This window comes from Methanobacterium petrolearium (assembly GCF_017873625.1).
Taxonomy (GTDB): Archaea; Methanobacteriota; Methanobacteria; order Methanobacteriales; family Methanobacteriaceae; genus Methanobacterium; species Methanobacterium petrolearium.
The window spans coordinates 119,608-137,055 of sequence record NZ_JAGGKL010000007.1 but is presented as its reverse complement, the minus strand read 5'-3'; the positions used below and the strand labels follow the sequence as shown (position 1 = coordinate 137,055).

Genomic DNA, 17,448 nt, shown 5'->3' with positions numbered 1-17,448 from the left:
ATTGATTGATTTTTAATTATAATAATGTTATCGTCTAAGATTATATGTTATACCAACTATGAGGTATTTATAGAAGTTAACTTTTATCAAAACCTATTTAAATTCAGTTTTATTCAACGATTTGTGACATTTTCAGATGATTTATTCTTACCCCATGATTTATATTTGATTAGTGTTAACGATTACTGGATTATTGCATCGTTTTGAGCATATCATCCTATCAGCATTTTTTTCATATTTTAAAAAGAGTTTACAGTTAGGGCATGATACTAACATGTGGAGCTTATTTACAGACTCAAAAAATCTTTTAACATCATTTATTGATGCATTGGCCGACAATTCATTGTGATGAGATAGTAAATTTCCCATAATTGATTTATCAATCTCTTTAAATGTGTCACGTATTTCAAGTCTGAGTGTTTCATCAGCTATTAACCGCTTTAATCGACCCCTTGCAGGACCAAGTAGTTCTCCAACTGTATAACCCCTCTCATTTATAGGTAAAGGGGCATCAGTTGATATGCATATATTATAGAGTACCCATTCTAGATATTGTCTTGTTTCGTTCCCTGCACAAGCTCTATCTCCTGCTTCTATTCTTCCTGGTATTCTCTCCCATTTTGGTTTATAACCTTTTATTGAAGGACCATCATTTTCGTCCCATCGATATATAGAACATTCCATGAATCTATCAGCCAGCCCATAAGCGTCAATAAGAGAACTAACTTGTTTAAACCATAATCCATCATGTGTTGTTATTATAAATTGTTTATTTTTAAATTTCTCAAATAATAGTCTACAAATTGATTCTCGATGAGCAGAATCTACTGTGGTAACGATATCATCCAAAATAATTAAACTACACTTTCGATTAAATTTTTTAACAAAAGCCAAAAATATGCATAATCCTAAAGTATCTAAATGACCTTCACTAGTAAATGCACGCGGATCCTCACCTGGAAGTCCAAATGATTCAATTTCCAATACTGCACTTGTTCCTTTACCTGCGATTTTAAGGTCAATATTCTTATGTGGGTCATCTGGATGAAGAAAAGTATAATAATTTTGCATATCAGTTTTGATGGAATCAAAAATTTCCTGAATCTTGGCACTTTTTAATGAAGAAAATTTCTCATATATTTTTACAGCAATTTTGAACTTAGCTAAAGAAATATTTAAAACATCGTTAGCTTTTTTTAAGTCTTCAACTTTACTTGTAGCTTTTGTAATTGTTTCGACAAACTCTAAAAATTTATTTTCATCTTCATTTAGTTCAATTTCCGATTCTAAATTACTGCTCTTTTCAACAATTTCCTTTAGTATTTTGTTTATTTCATTAAATTGTTTAATAATCTCAACTGAGGGAATACCTAAATTTTCATTAATTGACTTGGAAAAATTGTTATTAATTTGTTCTAATAAATCAATTTCCTTCAATAAGTTATTTCTTTGAATTTCTAATTCAGATATTAACTCCATCTTCTTAATAGGATTCTTAACATCAGCAATTAAACTTTTTATTTCATCAACGATTTTTAAAGATTCTTTTTTAATTTTTCCTAATTTTTTGCGTATTTCTTCTAAAGTTTCATACCTCAATTCAACTTGATCTAACAAATAATTCCTATCTATAGATTGTCCACATAATGGGCAGGATTTAATCTCTTTTTCATCTTTTAAAATTGTTTTTCCTATTTTAAGTAATTCTAAAATGGAAAGTGAACTTTTCAGATTAGTCTGCATAAATTGTGAAAATTCATGGTTAAGATTCTTTACTCTCTCACACATATCATTACTAATCATATTGTCTTTGGATTTTTCAATTATTTCCTTTAACGAATTGAACATATCAACTTTATCTGAACTTTTAGTAAATCTAAAGAGTTTTTCTTTATGTTTGGAAATGTCTTCATATGATTCAATAATTGGTAAGTCATTTTTTCCAAGTAAATCATTTAATACAGGCAAAACATCATCGGCAGTTTTAATCTCTTGCCCAATAATCTTAGATATATCCTGGATAATATTTTCAATATATCCCTTTTTTTGTTCAACTTCTTTGTTAAATAAGTTTCTTGCTGCTTTCATCTCTTTTTCAGTTTTTTTTAAAGAATTGATTCCAATTAAATCTGTTATGGCATCAAAACGTTCTGCAGGACGCGCATCAATTACTTTAAGAAGTTGTTTCCTTCTTAGAATAAATTCACCATTTTGAACAACTTTAAAATAGTCTTTTAGATTTTGAGATGGTGATGGAACGTTATTAAAAGTTCGAACAAGTTTTTCATCTCCCAATGTTAATTCAATCTTTACATCATCAACATCAAAATTTTTATGTGGAACATGACGCTGCAAAGAGATACCTTTCATACCCTTTAATGAGGATACCTCACCTTTAAAGAAAAACTCCATTGCATCAACAATAGAACTTTTCCCGGTACCGTTTTCACCAACTAGCAAGAGTGAATTACCTTTAAGAGGTAATTCCTTACAAGGGATCCCTCTAAAAGCTTTAATATTTATATTATTAATCTTTATAGCCACCTAAACCCCTCTTTTGATTATGTCAACTATATCACTAGACTTAATCTGTCCATTTCTTAGTTGTTCCTCCAAATCTGCTAAAATTCCATTTGGAATCTCACTATCACCTGATAATTCCTTAAAAAAATCAGTTAAAAGATCTTCATATATTGACATCATGCCCCTCCCTTATTTTTTTAGTTTATTTAATATTTTTATACATACGTCTGCAAATCCATTAAAGACGTATTGCATTTTCTTTATTTTCCCCATAAAAAATCCCCTACTGGTAGCTGAAATGTAATTTTTATTAATAAGTTGCTCCTTATTATAAATATTCATTTAAGATATGATTATTGATCCAACATTAACTATCAATGAGTTGGACAAAAAGTGAGTTATAAACCAATGAGGGGATCACATGGGGATGAAATTATTGAATTTAGAGGATGAAGGAATAAGAACTTTAATGTTAGATGAAATTAACTCTGATATTGCCCAAAATAAATTATATATGGGTAAAGACTTAAAACCAGAATATGAAAATGTTTATACTGATTTATTAAAGGAAGCTGTTTCCAATGGAGATTCTGATTCTTTAGCTGATGAAATAGTCGATAATAGTTGTCTTTTGGAATATAAAATGACAAAATCGGGACCGCGAAAAGTCCCTAAAGATGCACATACGAAGTTAGCTGAAGGTGAATTTAACCGATTTTATATAAGAGCTCTCTGCATGAAAGCTATTGAAGATAATTTCGGATTAGAGGTGTATAGAGCAAAAGATGTTCAGAACGTTAGATCAACCTCTCAAGAATTGATAGGTCAAACTGTAGATCCTGAACAAACTCTTGAGGATCTGCGGGAAAATATTGGGAAATATACTTCATCAGGAATTCCTGGAGGGCCAAATTCAGGGTTAAGCCTACGAAAAAGGGATTAATTTCGTATTTTTTAATTTAATTTCTTTTATAAAATCAAGTCCTTATTAGAGTTTAATGATTTTTTTTGGTTATTACTTCTCATACGCTAGGAAAAACATCTTATAAATAATAAGATCAATGGTTAAATAGAACTTGGTTTAAATCTAAGTAACTTGATTTATCTTGCAGATATTTTATCGAGATTTTAATAATATCAATGTAATACAATAAAAACGGGATTATTGTCATAAATGGCAATTCCAATTAATTATTTTTCCTTGGAATTGCCTTAATGATAAATAATTTTTGGAGGCATGATAATTGTTTAAATAAAGCATTAGAAAAAGGCAAACCTTTCGTGGTTTATTCAGTATTACCAAATATCTTAGTTTTTTAATGATTTATCTCCGTATTAGCGAAGGCTATCTCTTTTAAAGAGAATTAATATCAAAAACATTCATTTTAAAAAAAATGAAGGCGTAGGTGGCTAAAGAGAGAATACCAAATTCTAACTGGTCATTACTACAAAATCCAACAAAAAAATACTAACGCACGTCGAAAAGGCCAAATACAGAGTAGATGGCATAAAGGTCGATGATTTTCTAAATAGATACCAGAGAACGATTTTAATAAATCTTTGAATTTGAATAATCGAAAAAGGAGGGGATATGATAACATATAAGTGCGGGCAAAAACCAGGAATTGGTCGTTACGTTTGTATTAGTTGTGGTGAAGATCTTCGCTTAAACGATACAACTGATGCGTTACCACCCTGTGCCAACTGTCATAAGTGTGAATTTAGAAGAGGTTAATTTTTAACCTCTTTTTTTTGGCATTTTGATTTTTTAAATGGATGCACATAATAAAATATCAAAATTGAGGTGGATACTATGCATGATACGGAAGATTTTATATTAGAATTTGTTGAAGATGATGATCCTCTTTTTAAAATGAATAGAGGAAGTAAATCATTTATTAGAAGATTTTTTAAGAACAAAACAATCTGTCTGAGTTGTCATAAACCTCATTTATTTAAAGATTCCCATTGCCCAGATTGTGATGTAATTACAACTCGAAATCATCCTGATTTGGTTGAAAAATTAACATCAGGAACAATAAAAAGTTTAAGGGTTGGAATACCAGGTCCTAAGTTTAAAACACGTGATGATAGTTTAAAAGGTGATTTAAAGGAATTTATGGATAATGAAAAAGTGGGAATGTATGCAGGTTATGAAAATCCAAAAATTAAATCATCTGTTTATCCTATTGGTGTCTGGGATTTAGAAAAATTACATCTTATTAGTGTAAAATTGTGGAACATATTATACACTGTGGAAGGACATTTAGGGAATTTTATAGAGATGGAAAATGGAACTGATAAACCTTTTATTCCAATTGAAATATTGAAAGAATATATGGACGGTGTTTTTTTCCTTTTCAGGGGTCATCACATACCGAGCAATAAAAATATTCTGATAGTGTCTCCTAAAAAAGATTTCAGACATCCTTGTTTCAATAATATAAAAAACACTAAAAAAACCATTAAAGAGACTGATAAAGTTATACATCTTGATAAAAACTCTTTGTTAGATGAATTTAAAGTTTGTGAATGGTTTTTATATTTTAGTGATAACGAAAATTTTTTCATTGTCCCTCAAATGAAGTCTATGTTAGATATAAGGGATAAAAATGACTTGAAACGGCTTCTGAATTTGGATAATGCTTTGAACGATTTTACAGTAAAGTATGCTTTGAGGGAATGGGATATAGACGAAATTTGATTTCTAATACATTTTTAAAATTTTTATTAACTTCTATTTTTTTATTCATCCATAGCTACCCTCTTATCTCCAAGTTCTATCAACTCTGGCATCAACTGTAATGGCCCAAGTTTCCTCTCATTTATAGGGAACCCCTCTTTTTCATCAGACCATAATGTATCTTGAATGGCTCCAGTAATCTGAGTTTTATCATTCTCTCCAACACCCACTTTGACAGGTACTATATCATCATCTGCTGTTTTCGTTGGAAATCAACACCATTTTCTTTGTTTCGTCAGTTATTTTTGGAATTTATCAAATATTATTCCGAATATTACTTCTCACATACTCTTACATCAGATGTAATGCTTTTATCGTGAAGACATCTAATAAAAGAAAAAGTGTAGACTTAGTATAAATGATCTTGCTGAGGGACATGCATCTTAATTAGTAACCCTAAAGCAACATCAAATGAACAACTGAAACCAAAAACATAAATAATGGTTTAATTAACAATATTATTAATCTTAAAGAACGGAGAGGTTAAAATGGAATTTTCTGATGGGGACAGTAAGCAAAAAATGCTTGAATACATAATTTTAATCATATTAAAAGTATCTCCTACCCAGAAAGTATCCTCATTACACATCCAAAAGGAGATTTTTCTTCTAATCAAATTCCATCCCGACATTAAAAATTTTTATAACTTTATCAAACATTACAAGGGACCTTTTTCAAGGGATGTTGAAGAAAGCATTCGAAACCCTTTCTATTTAGAAAACTGTTGGACTTATTTACCTCCCAAAAAAACAGATAAACTAAGCGGGGGCTTCGTTAGCATTACCCCCACAGGCCTTGAAATATATGAATCATTTATTGATAATGTTAATGCAATAGATGATAAGGAACTTAAAGACAGTTTAGTCCATTTATTATCTGGAATTGACATTGTGGCAACAATATATGGTGATTTAAGTAACGAAGAACTACTATTACTTATTTACAAGGCTTTTCCAAAATATGTTGAGAAATCTAATCTGTATTATCAATTAGATAACAAAAAAAGCATTTTAGCACATCAATTATTCGAAAAAGGACGTATAAGTGAAGAAAAGTGTGAATCACTTTCAAGAGGGCAGTAAATGAATGCTATTGCTGCTGACACTAGTTTTTATAGTTGTATTATTTGTTATCTCCAAAATGAAGATTGTCTCTATCATTTTTTAGATTGCTACAATTTTTATGTAGGAAATCGCCTTCTAGAAGAAATCCCTTATCACAAAATAAATGAATCAATATTTAAATCAAAAATTCAACATACCACAAAATATGAATACATTCAATTGATGTTACCAGTATTAGATAGAAACGAAAAACACGTATTTGATGGAGAATATGAAGCTATAGGGATTGCACATTTTTTACAAAAAGAAGAAAAATTGAAATATTTGATCATTGATGAAAAAATCGCTAGAAACTTTGTAAAACGAGTATTTAGTCACTTAACTCCATATTTACATGGAACAATTGGATTTATAGAACATTGTTGTTGTACCGATGAATATATTTCTACGCAAAGTGCAATTAGATTATTGGAACATATTAAAGAACTAACAAAAACTGCAGATAAAAATTCACGACCCTGCAGTATGGATAAAAAAAATTATTTGAAAATAATAGAACCAACAATAAAGAGAATTAGGGAGTTTGAAGATGGTCGACTATGATCCACACATTCATATAGATCCTTTAACACCTGCTCGTGATGGATACTTTTTTGTTAAGGATATTGAAATTGAACATTCCCCAATAGGAAAAGTTGAGACTCCTTTTAAAATCATTGATGCTAGGGGAATAAATGAGGATATGGCTAATCAAGTGAAAAAACTGACAGATAAGCCTCCAATCTTTGAAAATTGGAAGTTCGTCAATAGATTATCTTCTTTTGAGGGTTTGTATAAAATTTTAAAACATCCTAGTAGAGACCAAATATCTGAACTAGACAGATTTTTTGATTTGAAGAAAAAAGTTTGGAATTCATCCCATACGGTTTTATCAATGGTTTTTCAACGTAACCCATTTGAGAGAAACCAATTTAAAAGTGGATATTCAACCCCTCTCACTTGGAATGATTTTACATTTCTATTAGATTACATTCATACTGCTTCTAATGCTTTTGTATTGGTTCCTGACATCAAAATAGATGAATCTATGAATTTAGATAGTTACATTGATTATGTGGATAATGCAGTCGGTATTCTCTCTACTTTTAATAATAAACCCATATTTGTTCCAGTTCCTATTAAATTAAATCTAGATGAATTCGAGAAATTGATTAAAACCTATAAATATAGAGGTTATACAAATTTATGGATTGATTTCCATGCAAGTCAGATTTCTAGCACTCAATTTACAAGAGTAAGGTATTTATTGAGAAATATCGAAAAATATCTTAATCTAAATCGTACTGTTTTGTATTTTTCCCATGTAAGAAAAGAGATCAATAGACATATTCTTGATACAAAAACTACAGCATCCAATGCTTTAGCTCCATTTATTGGTTGTGATTTCTTAGGTATTTACAGAGAACCTCAAAGAGGAGGTTCTGGAACAAATAAAGAAGATGAGATGAATTATATACTTAAGAACAAATTTAAAGACAAACAGGAGCTAGAAATAGCAAGGGTTTTAAATAGAACCCGCCTTTTTGACCCTGAAACATATTATTACTACAATATAAATGAATATCCTCAAAGTATCCAAAATGTTGAACTTTTAAAAAAAGATGCATTCAATAGGATGTTTAATAGTATTTCTCTTTATAATGAAATTAACAAAGCCAGGAAGTTCGTTGACGAACACCAAAATGTTGGAGATTATATTGATACAAAATTAGCACTTAAAAAAGAACCTGAATTGGCAAAAGAACTTTCTAAAGGTTCTAAAGACCAATCTAAACTTTTTGATTTCTTTAATAATATCTAATATATTAAATATATACAATTGTTCATAATAAGTAAGATTGATTGTTAAAAAAATAGTAAAACTACCTATTTCCGTTGGTGGTAATGTGATAGATAACGTTATGCACTTAATGAAAACGGACCCGATGTTTCCTAATAAAGTTGAACTTCTTGGAATTTTGAAAGAGAAAGAGGCTAACGGCGAAATAAGAGAGTTACCTGAAGATTTGGCCAATTATTTGGAAGATGATTCCAATCATCCAATTGAGACTTTTAATCCTACCAAGTTTGGATATAATCTCATTTATTCGCTACAAATCCCACCAATACCTGAAAAAATAGATTACAATGAAGATAATTTAACACATTGTTATCAACATTTTAAGCACTTCTCAGACAATATCAAGGAAAACTTATCCTTTTATGAAGGCAAATATGAAAGTTTCATTGATCACGGACCAGATCTATTACAACTATTAACAACACTTTTGATTAACGATGATTTGTCAGTTGATATGAAATTGAAACTTTCAACAGCTCTTGCTTATTTTGTTGCTCCCAACGATGTTATTCCAGAGGATAAATACGGGCCATATGGTTACATTGATGATATATTTCTTTGTTCATATGTTCTAAAAGATATATCCACACAAATTGGTCATGGAATATTAGAAGAATGCTGGTGTGGTCAGGAGAATTTAGAAAAGGTAATCAACACTTGTTACGCAGAATCAATGTTTATTTTAGGCAAAAAATGTAATACAATACTAGAATTTGTTTCTTTTGCTGAAAAACTTAGTTTTAGAGATTTAAATCTTGATGACTGCCTCATTAAAGGTGAAAATGAAGAAATCGAGTTTAAATCAACCCTACTTTGGGATGTCAACCAAAAAAATGTAAATAAAATATTGCAGGATGTAGTCATAAAAAGCATAGCTGGTTTCCTTAACTTTAATGGAGGAATCCTCCTGATCGGTGTTGAAGATGATGGAACGATTTATGGTATTGAACATGACATACCCTATCTAAAAAAGAAAAATAAAGATGGATTTGAACAGAGGTTAATTCAAGTTATAGAAAATAATTTAGGGTTAAATGTTATGGAACATATTAAGATAACTTTTGAAGAAAAATATGATAAAAATGTCTGTTTAGTTAAAATAAAACCCAGTCCCGAACCAATCTTTGTTGAAACCAACAATGGACCTGTATTCTATTTGAGAGCGGGTTGTACCACAAAACCGCTAGATAGTAAACAACAGTACAAATACATTAATCTACACTGGAATAGAACGGCTAACAATGTCAAATAGTCAAAGAGATTGTATTTTGTTACTGAACAAACGAGTTTAATAACTCAAGCATCACTCCTTTTAGGATTTAAAACAACATGTGAAAATACCTTTGAAGTAATGGGACGATTAATTTACCAAACTCTAATTAATACAATTTGTAATTGAAGTGAGGTTACAAAATGGAAGTAAAATATATGAACCAGGTGGAGAAGAAACAGATGAAATTTCAAATCGAATACAAGAAATTTTATCCAATGAACTTCCTTGGCAATTTAATGGTGAAAAAGGTGTTATAATCAGTTAAATTGCCTAATTTTTATATTAAATCTAACAATCTATATAAATAATATTGAGGTGGAAATATGGGTTCTGTAAACAAAATTCAATGTGATAATTGCTCTTTTTGTGTTACTACTTCAGATAACTTTGTAAAGAGTGTTTGTTACAACAATTCAGATTATTCCAATGAGTTGTATTGTTTAAATTGTCAAAAGATTGTTAAAGTATGGCAACGTAAAAATGGTAAAGATATGGAAAATAAGTGTCCTGAATGTGGATCGCGTGATGTATTTTTATTATTTCCTGATAATATTACTGTCAAATGCCCAAATTGTAAAAAAGGAAATCTAAAAAGTGAATTATGTATACTGCAAGATTAATTTATTACAATAACATTGGTGGAAAAAGGGATTGTAAACCAAAACTAAGATTTCCTGAGTTTAGTGAGAAATTGTATACTATAATAATTAAGATGTGTGCTGTTTATGTTTAGGAAATAATGTATTCTTCTATTAGTTCTACATTATCCAACTGCCGGCAATTGCCGGCAATTACCGGTAAGTCTGGTTAAGAATATAGTGTATAACGATGTGAACTTACCTGGAAAAAGAGGTAACATTGATCATGTTGTAATTGGACCCACTGGCATATACGTCATAGAAACCAAAAACTACAGTGGAAGTTACCGCATAAAAGGCAACGAATGGCTGTACCACAAACACGGAAAATATAAGAAACTCAAAAACAATCCTGGAACCCAGGTCCGGAGAAACACAGTACATCTTATTAATTTCCTGAATGAGAAAGGTATTTCCACAAAAAACACTTGGATAACATCACTGGTCGCCTTCATCTGCCCTGATTTTAAAGTCCTGCAGACACCCCAAACCTATAAAGTTTTACTACCTCAAACAGTCACTGACTATATACTTAAGGGAAAAAAAGAAGCAAATATGAATTTACTGGGAAGAGCTGCCCTGGAATTAGAACCCAATTGTGTTGAACTTACCTTTGTAAAATAACATATTCATCCTTCTTTTCGAATATTTAAATAATGTTTTCTAGAGAGGTAGAATTCACTGATTTATTCATTTCTCATTATTCTAAAGCCTTCAATCCTTATTATTAGGCAAATATAAAACTTGTTTATTGGATTACATGCAATTATGATCTAATCCCCTTCATGCCGGAAATTGTCGGAAGCATTTCTACTAAAACTTATTACTAGAGCAGATTACTCTTTCAATCTTCTCGCCTAAAAAATATATGTTTAAATTTACAAAAATAATCTATAAGACAGAACATAGTATTTTAGAGGAAGGAACATGGACACCCTTAAAGAAGTGGGTAAAATTGTTAACATCTCACAGGAAGAACTAATAGCCAGGGGTATGCTGGCTTTCCTTGAAAAGGAGATCAGACTATCTGAAATGGAAATCGCAGACATGCGTGAGAAGTACGATGTAGCCAGCAAGGAAGACCTTTACAAGCTAATAGAATCTAAAGCAATTGCCAGTCATCCTGCCTGGGAGGATTATATCACCTGGAAAAATAAGGAAAAATACCGGGAAGAACTTGAAGATAAATTAAATGAAATCCGGTGATTAATTGCTCCAGATCTACCTTTCTCTTGTAGAAATTGCTGAAAATGAATTTGGAGATATTGTTGTTTTTAATCGACTTTTAGGAGGTAAAACTTCTAATCCAAACAAATTAAGATTATACATCAAAGATGGGACATTTCTAGATATTTGGCTTTCTAAGGAAGGGGACTATTCTTACCATTGGGAGCAACGTAGCAAAAGAGGTTTAATTAACCGTTGGGATAATGCACCTGACCATAAACATCTTGAAACGTTTCCTCATCACTTCCATGCAGGAAATGATGAAACTGTTACCGAAAGTAGAATAGAAAAAGAACCAAAAAACGCTATTAAAACAGTTCTAACTTTTATTAGAGAAAGATTAATTGCAATTAATGATTAAAAAATCTAGGCGGTTCTATCAGCACAATTATGAGTTATTCATATTTAATTAAGGTAATGAATTCTTAATATTCATCCATTTTTTTTAAAAATCTTAAAAAACCATTAATTGATCTTGACTTGGATCAAAATTAAATTTGATCCTTACTTAGATCATGCCTATATCCCTAAATATATTCTAAACCAAAAAAAGATGAAAAATGTTGATTTAATAAAAGAAATAGCCCTGGAATTAGAACCATGCTGTGTTGAACTTAGATTTACACGTTGATAAACCAGTGAAATGGCTGCAAACTCCATATGTGAATTTTTTAAGTATCTTACTTAACTGAATATATATAGTTATTAGACAATTCCCTGGGCTAGCATTGCCTTTGCAACTCTAATAAATCCAGCAATATTAGCTCCAACTACATAGTTGCCTTCAAATCCATATTCTTTAGCCATTTTATCAATATTTCTATATATGTTAACCATGTTTCTTTTTAATCGGGAATCAACTTCATCAAATGACCAGTGCATATTTGAGCTTCTTTGTGCCATTTCCAGTACACTGGTTGTAACTCCTCCAGCATTAGCTGCTTTTCCTGGTAAGAACATTAATCCAGATTTTAAGAATAGTTTAGTAGCTTCGGGGGTTGATGGTTTATTTGCTCCTTCTGCAACATATTTAACTCCATTATCTATAATTTTTCTTGCTGAATCTTCATCTAACTCATTTTGAGTAGCACAGGGAAGAGCTATATCACATTTTATATTCCAAAGACCATAACTACCTTCTTTATAAATGGTATCAGGAAAATGATTTAAGTATTCATAGATACATTTTCTTTCTTCTTCTTTGATATGTTTTACAAATGGAATGGAAATTCCATTTTCGTCATAAATGTAACCTTTTGAGTCAGACATACCAATTACTGTTGCTCCTTCTTGTATGGCCTTTTCAGCTGCATATATGGCCACATTTCCCGAACCAGAAACTATTATCTTTTTACCTTCCAAAACTTCTCCCTTTGCTCTTAAAGCTTCTTCCAATATATAAATAAGACCATAACCTGTGGCTTCTTTTCTTACAAGAGATCCACCATATTCTATTCCACTTCCGGTTAATACACAATTATGCCTGTTTGCAATTCTATTATACTGCCCAAACATATACCCTACTTCTCTTAAACCAACACCAATATCCCCAGCAGGGACATCAACGTCAGGTCCTATATAATTTCTAAGTTCATTCATGAAACTCTGGCAGAATCTCATAACCTCAGCATCGGATCTGCCTTTTGGATTGAAATCACTTCCACCCTTGGCACCGCCAATTGACATGCCTGTAAGACTATTTTTTAAAATCTGTTCCAATCCTAAGAATTTAAGAATAGATAAATTAACTGTCTCATGAAAACGAAGCCCTCCCTTATAGGGGCCAAGTGCACTGTTGAACTGAACACGAAAACCTCGATTCACCTGTACTTCCCCATTATCATCAACCCATGGTACTCTAAACATCACCACTCTTTCAGGTTCTAAAAATCTTTCTAATATCTTTGCTTCCTGAAATTCAGGATGCCTTTCAAACACGACATTAAGACATCTTAAAATCTCAGTTGCAGTCTGTATGAACTCTGGTTCGTAAGGATTTTTTCTTTCAAGCTCTTTTAATACATCGTCTACGTATGTCATATTCTCATCTCCTAATTTTCAGATGTAATCATCAACAGATGGTAATCATCAATATTTCACTAGTAATTAAATTAATCAACATCAAATTTAATGATTATCAAGAACAGATAGTTAAACCAGGATATTACCTAAAATCACGTATTGTTATCAATCCCGAATTCGCCCCTATCTTTGATAAACTTAAATTAAAGATTAAACTCTGATCTAATTTTATCCAGAAAATCTTTTATATCTTAAATTCCTTCTCCACCCATTTAATCACCTTCTCTGCTATTAAAACCTTTTCCTGGACGATTTTCTTATCATGAAATTCATAGGCAACTCCATAGGCAAACATCAGGATACCGGGTTAATATGAAATCTGGATTAAGCTTTCTAGGATTAAGCTTTCTAAAATCCATGATGATAATCTGAGGGAATATCCACATCTTTACCCAGGCGAAGTAATGAATGGGGGTTTCCGATGAAATCCTTTAATTTACATATAAAAAGAGCTTTCAATGCTTTTTCAGCAGCTTGTTGAGATAAAAAAGCAGCAATACTTTCAAAATCTTTCCGTGCCTGTTTTCACCAGTTAGAAACTTTTTTTCTCATTTTATTCTCCTATTCTATTATAGTGCTAAGAAAAATATTACAATGGAGCTTATTAAATAGTGGTCAAGAACTTGTTTCTCATTTAACAATAAATATATTAAACTTTAGAAGATATTCCATAAATAACACATTACTCTACTTAAGGAGGCGTAACAACTCCCAATCTAGAGTAAAATATTGTTCTATATTTATCTATGATATCAATCATTTCTTTAATTAGAGGAGACGTAAAATGAGAAAATATTATCTTGATAATCTACGCTGGCTTATAATTTTAATATTATTCCCCTATCATGTGTTACTCATCTACAGTAGCGTTGGATCATATTACTTCCATGCTGCCAACTCAGTAATAGCCAATACATTCATTCTAACTTTTGCACCCTGGTTCATGCAACTGCTCTTTGCAATTGCTGGAATAGCCACCTTTTATTCCCTGAAACGGAGGGATGCAAAGCAATACCTGGAAGAAAGAATATCCAAACTACTCCTCCCCACAGTGGCTGGAGTTATCCTGGTTATACCAGTAAGTGTCTATTTTGGCTACCTATTCAATGGGTACACTGGAAGCTTCCTGACTTTCTGGCTGAGTTTTTTTGGTAACTGGCCATATTACCTGGAAGTAGGACTACTTTTAGGACCATTATGGTTCCTGTTATACTTATTTATCATCTCGCTGCTGGCACTGCCCATCATAATGAAATACAAAAACGGAACATGGAAGATCCCCATAGAAAAGGTGACCTTGCCTAAATTGTTGTTACTCATCATCCCCCTGGCACTGGGAAGTTTCTTCCTCAACCTGTATCCTGAAAAAAGCATCATACAATTCTTATTACTCTTCCTCTTCGGATACTTCCTGTTATCTGATGACAGGATCCAGAAAAAACTGGAGGATAGAAGATGGCCACTATTCACCAGCTTCCTGGTTATAACCATCATCTATCTGTTGATGGTTGTGCCGGGCATAGGCTCTACAACAACCACTGCCACAACCTCCACCCTGACAATCAGCTCACTCATAGTCATGTTTTTATTAAAACTATTTGAAAACGCCATCATGTGGCTGGGAGTTTTAGGGGTGATGGGAATGGGTAAACATTACATGGAATTCAAAAACCCCAAAACACTGTATCTATCTGCAGTATCCTTCCCTATATACATCTTCCACATAGTCTGGATCAACCTGTTTGCCTACTACATCATAAACTGGATACCCAACCTCATGGCTATACAGGTAGTCCTAATCATGGGCCTGAGTTTCGTGTTCACCATCGCCACCATTGAAGTGGTTAGAAGGATCAAAGGAGTTAGATTCCTCTTCGGAATTAAAGGATGAAGCCTTTCACCCTGCCAAAAGCTCCAAAAAAAGCCAATTTTCCATTAATTCTTTTTTATTCAGAAAAAAAAGAATGATTTAATTTTACAGATAACTATTAATACTATTATCTGACTTAATATTATTAACAATTATATTCTTTGACCCACATAAAAACTAATGGAGATAGAAAATGGCACATTCATATCCTGCTTTAAAATCACCAAAAGAAAATAACAAAATCCAGGAAAAAGAAATTTCACCTGAATTTAAAGAAGAACTTGAAAAAGTTCGCAATGAAGTTAAATCAGGAAAATATGTTGTTTATAAATCTTTAAAAGACATGCATAAAGATATTTCAGAATAAACATGTCTTATGATATTTATCTTTCTCTAGATATTAAGCGTCTTCTTAAAAAACTGGAGAAAAAGGATAGACAACACTATTTGAATGTTGAAAAAAAGATAGGTCAAATCATAGAAAATCCTTACCATTATAAACCATTAAGGGGAGATCTGTCTGGAAGTCGTCGGGCCCATATTGGTTCATATGTTTTGATTTATGAAATCAACGAATCAGGACATTACATTCTCTTTTTGAAATATCAACATCATGATAATGTATATTTAAAGTGAATTATTCATAAATCTTTCAAATTTTTCGTAGAAATTTTATTTTACACTTGATAAAGGATGTTTCAGGAGTGAAAATGAACTCATGTCTACACCACAATAATATATATTATAATAAATATCAGTAAAAACAGATTAAACATTATAAATGACACTGACAGGCTTGTTCTATGACTCCCAAGAAAACAAATTCAAGAGAATTTCTGGACAAACGCGTATTCACCCGGCTTAGAATATTAACCATCATATCCATTGTACTATTTGCTGCTACCGTTTACGAAGTGGTTATTAACGGTTTTAACATAATATACGCAGTTACCAGTATCATCCTAGGTGTAGGTGTGGGGATCATAGTAAGCCGTATGTACCACTTAAGTTGGGATGAGGAAACCAACCAGGTGGTAAGTAACATGGACTGGATTGGTGCCATCATATTCATTTTGTACATTATCTTCATTATCACCAGAACCATTGTAGTAGGTTACTGGACAGATGGAACCACTTACATGGGTATTATCGTCAGCATCACCGCAGGAGTTATGTTCGGCCGCATGTCCGGAACTAAACATACTTTAACCCGGATTAAAAATGATCTGGAAAGTGTTAAAAAATCACTGGTTAATTAGTTAATAAACACGGTAATTGATAAAAAAGGCGGCACTGATCCATAGTTTTTTTTAAAAGAAGAAATAGGGAAAGTTTTATCCCTTAAATATTACTCAACAATCCACCCAGGTCAGTGCGGTCCTCTGCAGATCTCTGACCAGAGTACTTGAAGAGGGTCTTAGAAAGGGAGTACACATTCATGGACTGGATCCATACTTTTCCATTTCCAGTCAGTTTGGCGAAGAATATTCCTTCTCCACCAAAGACAATGTTTTTCAATCCTTTCTTATCCAGACCACCAATGAATTCTATGTCATAATCAACGCTATCTTCAAAGGCCACCAGACAGCCAGTGTCCACGTGTAGGGTTCCCCCATAGTCTGCTGGGTTAAGTTCCATGAAATTCCCACAGGATCCAATAAACAGTGTCCCCTTATCTGAAAATCTTTCCAGGATAAAACCCTGACCACCAAAAGCACCAGCCCCCAAACGCTTAGTTAATGCTATGTTAAAGTCTATGGTGCTCTCGGCAGCCAGTAACCCATCAGACTGAACAAACAATTCCCTGGATCCGTCCAGTTCCAGGGCGGTTATCTCCCCTGGGATCATCTGAGCAAAGGCCACCTTCCCATCTCCACCCATGGGTGAAAAATGTACAAATGCCACACCTTCTCCGGCCAGGCTTCTTTTACCCACATCAATAGCTGTACCAATAGCTTTATCCAGGAAACTCTTCCCCTCGTGTTTCTGGGTTCCAAATCGTGTGTCCATATCCACGTTGGAAGTTTTCCATAAGAATTTACCAGATTCCCCGTACACTTCATCATTAGGGGATAGTTCAGTTATAAGCATCTGCATAGCGTTACCAACAATACTGTGTTTTATCATT

20 protein-coding genes and 1 pseudogene are annotated in these 17,448 nt (G+C 32.2%); 15 read left to right on the top strand and 6 right to left on the bottom strand.

The window, feature by feature from the left end; translation table 11 throughout:
* Positions 1-159 precede the first annotated feature (159 nt).
* Together J2743_RS08225 and J2743_RS08220 are read right to left on the bottom strand one after the other, a co-directional pair.
* The gene (locus J2743_RS08225; RefSeq protein WP_209626103.1) at positions 160-2,544 is read right to left on the bottom strand and encodes an AAA family ATPase; all 2,385 of its coding nucleotides are present in this window, start codon (positions 2,542-2,544) and stop codon (positions 160-162) included.
* Positions 2,545-2,700, bottom strand: coding sequence for a hypothetical protein (locus J2743_RS08220; protein ID WP_209626102.1), 156 nt, complete (start codon positions 2,698-2,700; stop codon positions 2,545-2,547).
* A gap of 244 nt (positions 2,701-2,944) precedes the next feature.
* On the opposite strand from J2743_RS08220, the gene J2743_RS08215 reads away from it, so the two are divergent.
* The 3 genes from J2743_RS08215 (at position 2,945) to J2743_RS08205 (ending at position 5,227) form a co-directional block, all read left to right on the top strand.
* Positions 2,945-3,466 (top strand): hypothetical protein, encoded by a 522-nt coding sequence (locus J2743_RS08215; protein WP_209626101.1) that lies wholly within the window; start codon positions 2,945-2,947, stop codon positions 3,464-3,466.
* 648 nt (positions 3,467-4,114) lie between these two features.
* Positions 4,115-4,258, top strand: a complete 144-nt coding sequence (locus J2743_RS08210) for a zinc ribbon-containing protein (protein ID WP_209626100.1) — start codon at positions 4,115-4,117, stop codon at positions 4,256-4,258.
* 78 nt (positions 4,259-4,336) lie between these two features.
* The gene (locus J2743_RS08205) at positions 4,337-5,227 is read left to right on the top strand and encodes a hypothetical protein (RefSeq protein ID WP_209626099.1); all 891 of its coding nucleotides are present in this window, start codon (positions 4,337-4,339) and stop codon (positions 5,225-5,227) included.
* 41 nt (positions 5,228-5,268) lie between these two features.
* On the opposite strand, the gene J2743_RS08200 is transcribed toward J2743_RS08205, so the two are convergent.
* Positions 5,269-5,436 (bottom strand): hypothetical protein, encoded by a 168-nt coding sequence (locus tag J2743_RS08200; protein ID WP_209626098.1) that lies wholly within the window; start codon positions 5,434-5,436, stop codon positions 5,269-5,271.
* A 318-nt stretch (positions 5,437-5,754) separates the two neighbouring features.
* Here J2743_RS08200 and J2743_RS08195 point away from each other — a divergent pair, with 318 nt between their 5' ends.
* From J2743_RS08195 to J2743_RS08160, 8 genes are all read left to right on the top strand, one after another.
* A complete protein-coding gene (locus J2743_RS08195; protein WP_209626097.1) occupies positions 5,755-6,348 on the top strand; it encodes a hypothetical protein in 594 nt (197 codons plus the stop codon).
* A complete protein-coding gene (locus J2743_RS08190) occupies positions 6,349-6,933 on the top strand; it encodes a hypothetical protein (protein ID WP_209626096.1) in 585 nt (194 codons plus the stop codon).
* Positions 6,920-8,191, top strand: a complete 1,272-nt coding sequence (locus J2743_RS08185) for a hypothetical protein (protein ID WP_209626095.1) — start codon at positions 6,920-6,922, stop codon at positions 8,189-8,191. The genes J2743_RS08190 and J2743_RS08185 overlap by 14 nt, the downstream gene beginning before the upstream one ends.
* An 85-nt stretch (positions 8,192-8,276) precedes the next feature.
* Positions 8,277-9,482: an RNA-binding domain-containing protein gene (locus tag J2743_RS08180; RefSeq protein ID WP_209626094.1), complete on the top strand. Its 1,206-nt coding sequence runs from the start codon at positions 8,277-8,279 to the stop codon at positions 9,480-9,482.
* Between the two features lie 344 nt (positions 9,483-9,826).
* On the top strand, positions 9,827-10,123 hold the full coding sequence (locus J2743_RS08175) for a hypothetical protein (protein WP_209626093.1): 297 nt from the start codon (positions 9,827-9,829) through the stop codon (positions 10,121-10,123).
* A gap of 198 nt (positions 10,124-10,321) precedes the next feature.
* Positions 10,322-10,765, top strand: a complete 444-nt coding sequence (locus J2743_RS08170) for a nuclease-related domain-containing protein (RefSeq protein ID WP_337972062.1) — start codon at positions 10,322-10,324, stop codon at positions 10,763-10,765.
* 303 nt (positions 10,766-11,068) lie between these two features.
* The gene (locus J2743_RS08165) at positions 11,069-11,347 is read left to right on the top strand and encodes a hypothetical protein (protein ID WP_209626092.1); all 279 of its coding nucleotides are present in this window, start codon (positions 11,069-11,071) and stop codon (positions 11,345-11,347) included.
* Positions 11,348-11,351: 4 nt separating this feature from the next.
* Positions 11,352-11,729, top strand: coding sequence for a toxin-antitoxin system TumE family protein (locus tag J2743_RS08160; RefSeq protein WP_209626091.1), 378 nt, complete (start codon positions 11,352-11,354; stop codon positions 11,727-11,729).
* Between the two features lie 344 nt (positions 11,730-12,073).
* On the opposite strand, the gene gdhA is transcribed toward J2743_RS08160, so the two are convergent.
* Together gdhA and J2743_RS12280 are read right to left on the bottom strand one after the other, a co-directional pair.
* On the bottom strand, positions 12,074-13,408 hold the full coding sequence (gene gdhA, locus J2743_RS08155; protein ID WP_209626090.1) for an NADP-specific glutamate dehydrogenase: 1,335 nt from the start codon (positions 13,406-13,408) through the stop codon (positions 12,074-12,076).
* 390 nt (positions 13,409-13,798) lie between these two features.
* Positions 13,799-13,951: pseudogene (locus J2743_RS12280) on the bottom strand (HEPN domain-containing protein); the annotation flags it as partial.
* 283 nt (positions 13,952-14,234) lie between these two features.
* Between J2743_RS12280 and J2743_RS08145 the strand changes: the two are divergent.
* The 4 genes from J2743_RS08145 to J2743_RS08130 all read left to right on the top strand — a co-directional run bounded on the left by J2743_RS08145 (position 14,235) and on the right by J2743_RS08130 (position 16,579).
* Positions 14,235-15,341: an acyltransferase family protein gene (locus J2743_RS08145; protein WP_209626089.1), complete on the top strand. Its 1,107-nt coding sequence runs from the start codon at positions 14,235-14,237 to the stop codon at positions 15,339-15,341.
* Between the two features lie 172 nt (positions 15,342-15,513).
* Positions 15,514-15,687: a hypothetical protein gene (locus J2743_RS08140; protein ID WP_209626088.1), complete on the top strand. Its 174-nt coding sequence runs from the start codon at positions 15,514-15,516 to the stop codon at positions 15,685-15,687.
* Positions 15,688-15,689: 2 nt separating this feature from the next.
* The gene (locus J2743_RS08135; protein ID WP_209626087.1) at positions 15,690-15,956 is read left to right on the top strand and encodes a type II toxin-antitoxin system RelE family toxin; all 267 of its coding nucleotides are present in this window, start codon (positions 15,690-15,692) and stop codon (positions 15,954-15,956) included.
* A 167-nt stretch (positions 15,957-16,123) separates the two neighbouring features.
* The gene (locus J2743_RS08130; RefSeq protein ID WP_209626086.1) at positions 16,124-16,579 is read left to right on the top strand and encodes a hypothetical protein; all 456 of its coding nucleotides are present in this window, start codon (positions 16,124-16,126) and stop codon (positions 16,577-16,579) included.
* 82 nt (positions 16,580-16,661) lie between these two features.
* Here the strand turns inward: J2743_RS08130 and J2743_RS08125 are convergent, their stop codons facing one another.
* On the bottom strand, positions 16,662-17,447 hold the full coding sequence (locus tag J2743_RS08125) for an AIM24 family protein (RefSeq protein ID WP_209626085.1): 786 nt from the start codon (positions 17,445-17,447) through the stop codon (positions 16,662-16,664).
* Position 17,448 lies beyond the last annotated feature (1 nt).

Excerpts from the sequence above, each read along its gene's own strand:
- J2743_RS08220 (WP_209626102.1), bottom strand. The coding sequence starts at position 2,700 with ATGTCAATATATGAAGATCTTTTAACTGATTTTTTTAAGGAATTATCA.
- J2743_RS08215 (WP_209626101.1), top strand. The coding sequence starts at position 2,945 with ATGGGGATGAAATTATTGAATTTAGAGGATGAAGGAATAAGAACTTTA.
- J2743_RS08210 (WP_209626100.1), top strand. The coding sequence starts at position 4,115 with ATGATAACATATAAGTGCGGGCAAAAACCAGGAATTGGTCGTTACGTT.
- J2743_RS08205 (WP_209626099.1), top strand. The coding sequence starts at position 4,337 with ATGCATGATACGGAAGATTTTATATTAGAATTTGTTGAAGATGATGAT.
- J2743_RS08195 (WP_209626097.1), top strand. The coding sequence starts at position 5,755 with ATGGAATTTTCTGATGGGGACAGTAAGCAAAAAATGCTTGAATACATA.
- J2743_RS08190 (WP_209626096.1), top strand. The coding sequence starts at position 6,349 with ATGAATGCTATTGCTGCTGACACTAGTTTTTATAGTTGTATTATTTGT.
- J2743_RS08185 (WP_209626095.1), top strand. The coding sequence starts at position 6,920 with ATGGTCGACTATGATCCACACATTCATATAGATCCTTTAACACCTGCT.
- J2743_RS08175 (WP_209626093.1), top strand. The coding sequence starts at position 9,827 with ATGGGTTCTGTAAACAAAATTCAATGTGATAATTGCTCTTTTTGTGTT.
- J2743_RS08165 (WP_209626092.1), top strand. The coding sequence starts at position 11,069 with ATGGACACCCTTAAAGAAGTGGGTAAAATTGTTAACATCTCACAGGAA.
- gdhA (WP_209626090.1), bottom strand. The coding sequence starts at position 13,408 with ATGACATACGTAGACGATGTATTAAAAGAGCTTGAAAGAAAAAATCCT.
- J2743_RS08145 (WP_209626089.1), top strand. The coding sequence starts at position 14,235 with ATGAGAAAATATTATCTTGATAATCTACGCTGGCTTATAATTTTAATA.
- J2743_RS08140 (WP_209626088.1), top strand. The coding sequence starts at position 15,514 with ATGGCACATTCATATCCTGCTTTAAAATCACCAAAAGAAAATAACAAA.
- J2743_RS08135 (WP_209626087.1), top strand. The coding sequence starts at position 15,690 with ATGTCTTATGATATTTATCTTTCTCTAGATATTAAGCGTCTTCTTAAA.
- J2743_RS08130 (WP_209626086.1), top strand. The coding sequence starts at position 16,124 with ATGACTCCCAAGAAAACAAATTCAAGAGAATTTCTGGACAAACGCGTA.
- J2743_RS08125 (WP_209626085.1), bottom strand. The coding sequence starts at position 17,447 with ATGATAAAACACAGTATTGTTGGTAACGCTATGCAGATGCTTATAACT.